Origin of the sequence: Hyella patelloides LEGE 07179, from assembly GCF_900659865.1 — a bacterium.
Lineage (GTDB): Bacteria > Cyanobacteriota > Cyanobacteriia > Cyanobacteriales > Xenococcaceae > Hyella > Hyella patelloides.
The window spans coordinates 22,236-29,541 of the sequence record NZ_LR213827.1; the positions used below are offsets into that span (position 1 = coordinate 22,236).

Below are 7,306 nucleotides of genomic sequence, written 5' to 3' on the forward strand. Positions count from 1 at the left end.
TATGAGTATTAATAGAGATCCTAATTATGGTCGTTTACTCGCCAATCGCTATCAACTCGCTGAATTAGTAGGCGAAGGTGCGATGGGTAGAGTTTATCGTGCTAAGGATACAGTACTCGGAGGCGTAACCGTAGCTATCAAGTTTTTATCTCATGCTTTACTCAACAAAAATATGCGCGATCGCTTTGAAAGAGAAGCTACTATTTCCGCGCTATTAGGAGAAAAAAGTATTCATGTCGTTCGAGTCAAAGACTACGGCATAGATGAAAATAAAATTTCTTTCTATGTTATGGAATACCTTTCAGGAGAAAGTCTCAATGATGTTGTTGCTCATCAACCCCTTGCTCTATCAAGATTTTTTACTCTAGCTCGTCATATTTGCTTGGGTTTAGAGTCCGCTCACCAAGGCATCTCTTTTAATGGAGACTTGTGTAAAATCATCCATCGAGATATCAAACCCAGCAACATTATTATTGTTCAAGATCCTACTGTGGGAGAAGTAGCCAAAATTCTCGATTTTGGAATTGCTAAATTAATTTTGGCAAATGCTTCTCAAACTCAGTCTTTTATGGGAACTCTAGCTTACTGTTCTCCCGAACAAATGGAAGGTAAAGAACTAGATAGTCGTTCTGATATCTACAGCTTGGGAGTCATGATGTATGAAATGCTGACGACAGATATGCCTATCATGCCCCAAAATTCTTCGTTTGGTGGTTGGTATCAAGCTCATCATGATTTTAAACCCACTCCTTTTTCTAGTAAGTTACAAATTCCCGCAAAATTACAAGATTTAGTTTTTTCTTGTTTGGCTAAAAAAAGAGAAGAACGACCCCAAAGTGTTCGAGAAATTCTTCAAACTTTAGAAACCCTACAACAAAAGCCTCAGTCTTCTAAAAAACCTGAAGTTAAAATCCAACCAAAGCCATCAAAATCATCAAAACCATCAAAAGATCGCAAATCAAATCAGGAGCAAACTTTAAAAGCTACTCCTTCTATTACAGAAATTTGTCTTCAAGCATCTTGGCCTAAAGATAAACCTTTAAAAAAGATTGTCTTTGCACGATTTATTGAATCTCCTTTAGGAGAAATTCCCGTACTTTCTGTAATGTTGGATTATGGCGATATCCTCAATCGAATGTCTGGTGTTCGCTACAATCAATTTCTTTTTCTCAATTATCCTCATCCGATGTTGTTGTGGATTACCCTTCTTTACAGTCAAGAACATGGCCCTCGTTGGCTCCCTTGTTATCTCGATCTCAAGTCAGAGAAAGGTCAGCGCATTAGCCACGCCCTAGCAGAAAAGGGTTCATATCGCATTTTATTTTTTGCTCTCAACCAACCAGAGCGATGCCAACACGTTACAAAATCAACGATTAACCCAGAAAATTGCCGAATGTTAAATCAATGGGCTGATACAGGGAAAATGAATAAATATGCTGGAACTCCTAACTCTGCCAAAAAAATATTACGTCAAGAATTAGAAAAACTCAAACCAAAAATTTTATTAAAAATACAGGCTGTTACTACTAATTACTCCAATGATATTTCTGGATAGTATTCATGAAGTCACTGAGTAGAAATAAGAAATTAATTTTATGTTGGTAAATATTTATAAAATTTTATTTTTAATATAATATGCAAGCAAAACCTACTATTTCACAATTTCTGAGTTTTTTTTTAACGGCTGATATCCAGGCGATGTTGCCCACAGAAGAACTGGGAGAAATTATTAAAATCGATCCCAGTCATATTGTGCCAATTTTCGATCTTTCTCCTGCTGTAATGGGAGTATATAATCATCGGGGAGAGGTTCTTTGGGTAGTCGATCTATCTTCTTTACTAGAGTTAGAGCCACTATATAAGCAAAATTATTATTACTCTTACAACGTTTTACTAATCAGTAAAAATGACAAAATTTTGGGCTTAGCAGTGCGTCAAGTTGGTCATTTAGTATTATGTAAAACAGGACAAATCCGCCGTAATACTCTACATGAATTAACCCCTAAATTATCTTTTTGCTTAGCAGGAGAAAAAAGAACCGCTCAAGGTCAAACAATCTTGGCTTTAGATGGCGATCGCATTGTCGAATTATTAACCCAAGAATCAGACAAATCTTGAGAAATAAACACTAAATATCAAATTCAATAGTGTGCTTATTAAACGGTAGCTCATTATTAATGGCTTCCATTTCCTCTGCTTCCATAGTATTAATTTCACCAATATAATGTTGTAAAACTTGGCTCATTCTGCGATCGCGGAAACGGTGTAAACTATGATTTGCCGTTGCAGGAAAACCACGACGTTTTTTGTGTCTACCTCCCGCACCAGGATCGAAAGTTTGCACTCTATTAGCGATCGCCCATTCAATTGGTTTATAGTAGCAAGCCTCAAAATGCAACGCATCATATTCTTCTAAACAACCCCAATAACGCCCATAAAGTTTTTCATCTTTGCGCAAACAAAAAGACATTCCTACAGGGTTATAATCATCATCTTCTGTATAAGCAGCACATAATACCACTCGATGAGAGTAGTTTGGATAAAGCTGCTCGAAAAACTGGCGAGTTAAATACTTGCTTCCCCAATAAAACTTATTGCAGGTGCTATTGTAAAAACGATAAATCAACGGATAAAGATGATGGGGAATCTCTTCTCCTGTAAACACTTTCATCTCTAAGCGCGCCTTATCTACCGCCTTACGCTCGCGCTTGATGTTTTTACGCTGATTAGAAGTGAACATCTTTAAATAATCATCAAAGCTATCAAAGCTCCGATTTGACCAAATATAGCTATGGTGCAGCCAACTACTATAACCATGACGCTCCATAATTTCGCGCCAGTCAGGATCGACAAATAAAAAATTGCAGCCAGAAAGCTTATTGCGATCGCAAAAGCGATCGATTTCTCGAACCATCATCTCTGTAATCAAATCCTCATCTTCCCCTGGCGCAGTCAAAAATCGATAACCCACCGCAGGAGTAAAAGGACTCATCCCCAATAGCTTAGGGTAATATTCAACCCCCAAACGATAAGCCAAATCTCCCCATTGGCTATCAAAAACAAATTCTCCGTAACTATGACTTTTGATATATAGAGGTGCAGCAGCAACCAAACTTTGATTACGCCACACTGTAAGATGAGAAGGCTGCCAACCAGTCCTTTTAGTAGCACTACCAGAAGTTTCTATATTATTTAACCATTCCCATTCCAAAAAAGGAGTTGATAAAGGTTTTGCCAAAGCATCCCATTCTGGTTGAGAAATTTCTGCGACATTGGCAACCCAAGCCAGAGAGTAGTCCTGTTTAACTTGTTTAGTCATAAATAACAGCTTTGCAAAGGAGCTTGATAAATTCATCCTACAGGTTTTAGTGTAATATTACTTAATGTTATCAATGAGCTATTTTGATTACAGTTTTTGTACTTACTCTATGCTCAAAAAAATACTGATAATTAAAGAAAAAGTAAATTAGGCTCATCGATCGGTGATCTCAGTTGTTGGCATTCTAAGAATATAAGTTGATAATTGTCTAAAAGGCTGAGTACAAAATCAGTTTATTGATTGTTATAACTTTATTTAATCTTAAGTTTTTTCTCTAGTTAAAACTATGCATACGGCCTCTGCCAAAATACTCGTTGTAGACGATGATACTGCAATCCGCAATTTAATAGTCCGTTTTCTCCGTCAAAAAAAATACGAAGTTGAATCTGCTGAAAACGGACAAGTCGCTATCAAAAAATTCGAGCAGTTTAACCCAGATCTTGTAATCTTGGATGTTAATCTGCCAGACGCTTTGGGATACAATCTCTGTGAAGAAATGCAAAAAAGCACGGATGTCTTTATTCTGATGCTTACCAGCCGTTCTGATGCAGCAGATAAAAAAGAAGGTTTTCTTAAAGGTGCCGACGACTACCTAACTAAGCCTTTCGATCTTCAAGAATTAGAGTATCGGGTCAAAGCAATCCTCAAACGTCAGCGAACCGTAACTTCCTCAGAAAAACAGCCCATAACTTACGATAACTTGATAATCGATCCCGTAAGAAGAGAAGTCAAAATTAATGAGACTTTCATTATGTTGACTGCTTTAGAATTTGATTTACTTCACTTTTTAGCAAGTCGCCCTGGTCGAGTGTGGCGTAGAGAAGAATTAATCCAAAACGTTTGGGATTATGAATATGTCGGCGACCAAAGAGTAGTAGATGTTCATATTGGTCAAATTCGCAAAAAAATTGAGCTTGATGCTTCTGAGCCTTCCTATATCCAAACCGTTAGAGGAGTTGGCTATAAGTTTGAAGTAGAGGCAGAAGTTTTATAGGTTATGTTATGGGGAGCAAAAATACCTAACTTTTAATCAAAACTAAAGCAATTTTTAGTCAATCAAGGTAAACCTCGGCAATATTAGCGGAAGTGTTGCCAATAGGCGTGATTTTAGCAAGCAAACTTGTGATATGACTCTGCTTCGTTGTTAGAGGTGCAACCCTGCGGATGTTCCATCCGTTTATCCCCATCGCATTTGGGGGCTAAGGAAAGCGCACCTAGCATTTTGTAGCTCACCTAGCAAAGGAAAGCGTACCAAGAGTAAAAATGTTCTCAAGTACGCGATAGCAATCTGAATCGCTTTCTTAATACCAGTACTATAGATACTATAGATACAAATAAAAGAGTAAAGGTAAATTAAGCAAATTTTCCGCTCCTAAATCCAATAATCAGCTTAATTTACCTCATAATTGTGAAAATATGGCTCAAAGATTATCTGATTCCTGAATTGAAACCTAACTCCACTTTAATTCTTGACAATGCACCATTCCACTCCCTAGATGATGTCTTTTGGATTGCTCAAGAGGCGGGTCATAAAGTTTTGTTTTTGCCAGCAAACTTCACCTGATTTTAATCTTTTCTTCGCGCACGTCAATTTGTAGTTTTATCAAAGTATGTAATCTTAGATTTTAGAGAGGGGAAGAGTGCTTAAATGGTCATTAGATTATTCTAATTATCGTTGTTTAATTATTTTAATTTACCCAGTTTTAACTAAGTGCATCGTGCGATTCCTTATAATGTCAGATGGACGCATCAAAGGAGAGGTTTTTTTATCTGGTGGTGTGGGTGTTTTTCTAGGTTTAGGAGGTTGAATTAAGTCGATGGCAATTAATTTATCTTGAGGAAAAATGTCTTCTAGATACCACTCTTCTTGAGATAAGATATGCCAAATGTCTGCTAAACGACGAAATTTCCTAGCTTTGTCTCCTAGTTTGAGAATCCAGCCTCCAACGGTGCGCTGGACATCCATACAAGCATCATGAACTAGTCTGAGGACTCTTTTAAGAGAGATACGCATTAATGGTGAAATATCTTTAGCGCGACGAATTACTTGTTTGGCTACTTCTAGGTCTTTTTTCAAGACTTGGTTTTCTGCTTGGAGTTTTTGGACTTCTTTTTTAAGGGCGATGATTTCTTTTTCTAGTTGGGAGTTGGATAACGAGGGAGAGTCGCTAAATGGGATTTCTGAATTTGATTCTGATTCGCTCTTTAATGGTTCGATGGGAGTTATTTCAGCCACAATAGCACTATCGTAACCGCCTCGGTCTAGCTCTACTGTCCATCGAGGGGGATAGGTGCGCTCTACTGGACGAAGTAATGTTCCTGTATATTTGGTGTCGTCGTAAAGGTATACTTTTTGTCCCGATCTGAGAATATGTTGCGTTGGTTGTCTATTGGTGGGTTTTTGGTTTATATTTGTAGGTGAGTTCATGATGCTATCTTTCTGACTAATTGAACTTCGTATTGGTCATAGTTTTTTCTATGATTAATGGTTATATAGAGCGATCGCTTTTCATTCCGCCAAGAATTTATATAGGCGATCGCTTAAATTTCTAATCTGTGAGGTTATTGTACCGCGTTAACGCGGTATGTGCAAAGTATAGATTATTTATTTACGAAGATTAACATTAAGAAACAATAATCAATTAAGCCTTAGTATTGTTGTGGAGAGTAAAGATACAGATATGTCAGTAAACAAAGGGTTTGAACAAGTATCTAAATCCCCTAGAAAAAAAGGGCAATTTACTTCTCCTAACGATGAACCTCTGGGGAAACCTATAGGAGTAAGATTACCACCTAGTTTGGAAGCTTGGATTAGTGAAGAAGCAGAAAAACAGGGAATCAACAAAGGTAATTTGATTAGAAAATTACTTGCTGAAACAAAATCTTATCGAACTCAACAGTCTGCTTAAAGCTTGAAATAAATACAATCTGATGTATGATGTCACTTCTTATCTAACTCACAAAAGCGATCGCAACCTTTCTAATCTTTCCAGAAAAGCGATCGCAAAACGGCAACTCTAATCTCTCAAAATTCGATTACGCATACTAAAATCCCCCTAAAAGCGATCGCTTAAAAGGCTAAAAAGCTAGAATTGGCATAGTACTAGATTCTATTATTATCGATAATAATAGAAAAATCTACCATATGATTTACATTTCTACACGAGTACAATAGAAACAAAATTATTATCTATCAAAAATCGCAACTCAAACACAACTAGAATGTCGAACCAACAGTACTCACAAGGGCAGCATCCCAATAGCTTATCTAATTTGACTTATCATCAAGGAAGAAAAAGTGATTTTGGTCAAAGAAAAAAGACTAGGGGTGTTAGTATCACTGATGAAGGATGGGAAAATATGAAGTCCCTCGCTAGTAAGCATGGTTGTTCTAGTGTTTCTGATTTTTTAGAAAAAATAGCCAGAGGGATCGTCGAACTGAAAGCCTCTGCTTAGTTTAATAAAATTATTATGGAGTTTATTTATGTCTCCAGAAAAAATTATTCAAAATAAAATTACAGAGGAAATAAATTTAATTCCAGAGGAAAATCGTCAGGAATTGTACGAACTTATTCGTAGTTTTAGAACTAATCTAAAGCAAAAAAAAAGTGATAGCGATCGCATTATGGAATTTGCGGGTAGCTGGCTGGATATTTCCGATGAAGATTTTAATGATTTTGGTGAAGAGATCGAGCAACGTCGTCAGGTATCCGCTTCGCGGAGATTTGAGTTTTGAAACATTGCCTGTTAGATACTGATATTCTTTCGTTGTTTTTTCGCAATCATCCCCAGATTGTAGCTAATTTCAATTTGTATTTACAGAAATACGATCCGTAAATTTTAGCTTGATTACTTATTATGAGATATTACTGCGCTTTTCAAATTGAGTGCGTCTTGGGAGTAGTTGAGGTTGATGAGAGTTTTGCCGAGGGAAGCACAGGTTTGAATGTCGTCTTCTGGCTCTAAATCGTTGCTAATATTTTCTTG

At 36.9% G+C, this 7,306-nt stretch carries 9 protein-coding genes; 7 read left to right on the forward strand and 2 right to left on the reverse strand.

The genetic code is table 11. The features are described from left to right. Window position 1: 1 nt before the first annotated feature. Window positions 2-1,555, forward strand: coding sequence for a serine/threonine protein kinase (locus H1P_RS11920; RefSeq protein ID WP_144867336.1), 1,554 nt, complete (start codon window positions 2-4; stop codon window positions 1,553-1,555). 80 nt (window positions 1,556-1,635) lie between these two features. Further along, entirely contained in the window at window positions 1,636-2,118 is a 483-nt protein-coding gene (locus H1P_RS11925) for a chemotaxis protein CheW (RefSeq protein ID WP_144867337.1), read from the forward strand. A gap of 10 nt (window positions 2,119-2,128) precedes the next feature. On the opposite strand, the gene H1P_RS11930 is transcribed toward H1P_RS11925, so the two are convergent. After that, a complete protein-coding gene (locus H1P_RS11930) occupies window positions 2,129-3,319 on the reverse strand; it encodes a GNAT family N-acetyltransferase (RefSeq protein WP_144867338.1) in 1,191 nt (396 codons plus the stop codon). Window positions 3,320-3,605: 286 nt separating this feature from the next. Here H1P_RS11930 and H1P_RS11935 point away from each other — a divergent pair, with 286 nt between their 5' ends. Together H1P_RS11935 and H1P_RS36020 are read left to right on the forward strand one after the other, a co-directional pair. Continuing rightward, complete coding sequence (locus H1P_RS11935) at window positions 3,606-4,313, forward strand: response regulator transcription factor (RefSeq protein WP_144867339.1); 708 nt, start codon at window positions 3,606-3,608, stop codon at window positions 4,311-4,313. A 414-nt stretch (window positions 4,314-4,727) separates the two neighbouring features. Beyond that, window positions 4,728-4,883: a hypothetical protein gene (locus H1P_RS36020; RefSeq protein WP_186375943.1), complete on the forward strand. Its 156-nt coding sequence runs from the start codon at window positions 4,728-4,730 to the stop codon at window positions 4,881-4,883. 129 nt (window positions 4,884-5,012) lie between these two features. Here the strand turns inward: H1P_RS36020 and H1P_RS11940 are convergent, their stop codons facing one another. Continuing rightward, complete coding sequence (locus tag H1P_RS11940; RefSeq protein ID WP_144867340.1) at window positions 5,013-5,747, reverse strand: hypothetical protein; 735 nt, start codon at window positions 5,745-5,747, stop codon at window positions 5,013-5,015. 253 nt (window positions 5,748-6,000) lie between these two features. Here H1P_RS11940 and H1P_RS11945 point away from each other — a divergent pair, with 253 nt between their 5' ends. The 3 genes from H1P_RS11945 to H1P_RS11955 all read left to right on the forward strand — a co-directional run bounded on the left by H1P_RS11945 (window position 6,001) and on the right by H1P_RS11955 (window position 7,055). Continuing rightward, complete coding sequence (locus H1P_RS11945) at window positions 6,001-6,228, forward strand: hypothetical protein (RefSeq protein ID WP_144867341.1); 228 nt, start codon at window positions 6,001-6,003, stop codon at window positions 6,226-6,228. Between the two features lie 313 nt (window positions 6,229-6,541). Then, entirely contained in the window at window positions 6,542-6,775 is a 234-nt protein-coding gene (locus H1P_RS11950; RefSeq protein WP_144867342.1) for a hypothetical protein, read from the forward strand. A 28-nt stretch (window positions 6,776-6,803) separates the two neighbouring features. After that, window positions 6,804-7,055 (forward strand): hypothetical protein, encoded by a 252-nt coding sequence (locus H1P_RS11955; RefSeq protein ID WP_144867343.1) that lies wholly within the window; start codon window positions 6,804-6,806, stop codon window positions 7,053-7,055. The last annotated feature ends 251 nt before the right edge of the window (window positions 7,056-7,306 follow it).

Coding starts and splice junctions, on each gene's coding strand:
- H1P_RS11940 (WP_144867340.1), bottom strand. CDS start 5,747: ATGAACTCACCTACAAATATAAACCAAAAACCCACCAATAGACAACCA.
- H1P_RS11935 (WP_144867339.1), top strand. CDS start 3,606: ATGCATACGGCCTCTGCCAAAATACTCGTTGTAGACGATGATACTGCA.
- H1P_RS11925 (WP_144867337.1), top strand. CDS start 1,636: ATGCAAGCAAAACCTACTATTTCACAATTTCTGAGTTTTTTTTTAACG.
- H1P_RS11920 (WP_144867336.1), top strand. CDS start 2: ATGAGTATTAATAGAGATCCTAATTATGGTCGTTTACTCGCCAATCGC.
- H1P_RS11945 (WP_144867341.1), top strand. CDS start 6,001: ATGTCAGTAAACAAAGGGTTTGAACAAGTATCTAAATCCCCTAGAAAA.
- H1P_RS11955 (WP_144867343.1), top strand. CDS start 6,804: ATGTCTCCAGAAAAAATTATTCAAAATAAAATTACAGAGGAAATAAAT.
- H1P_RS11930 (WP_144867338.1), bottom strand. CDS start 3,319: ATGACTAAACAAGTTAAACAGGACTACTCTCTGGCTTGGGTTGCCAAT.
- H1P_RS11950 (WP_144867342.1), top strand. CDS start 6,542: ATGTCGAACCAACAGTACTCACAAGGGCAGCATCCCAATAGCTTATCT.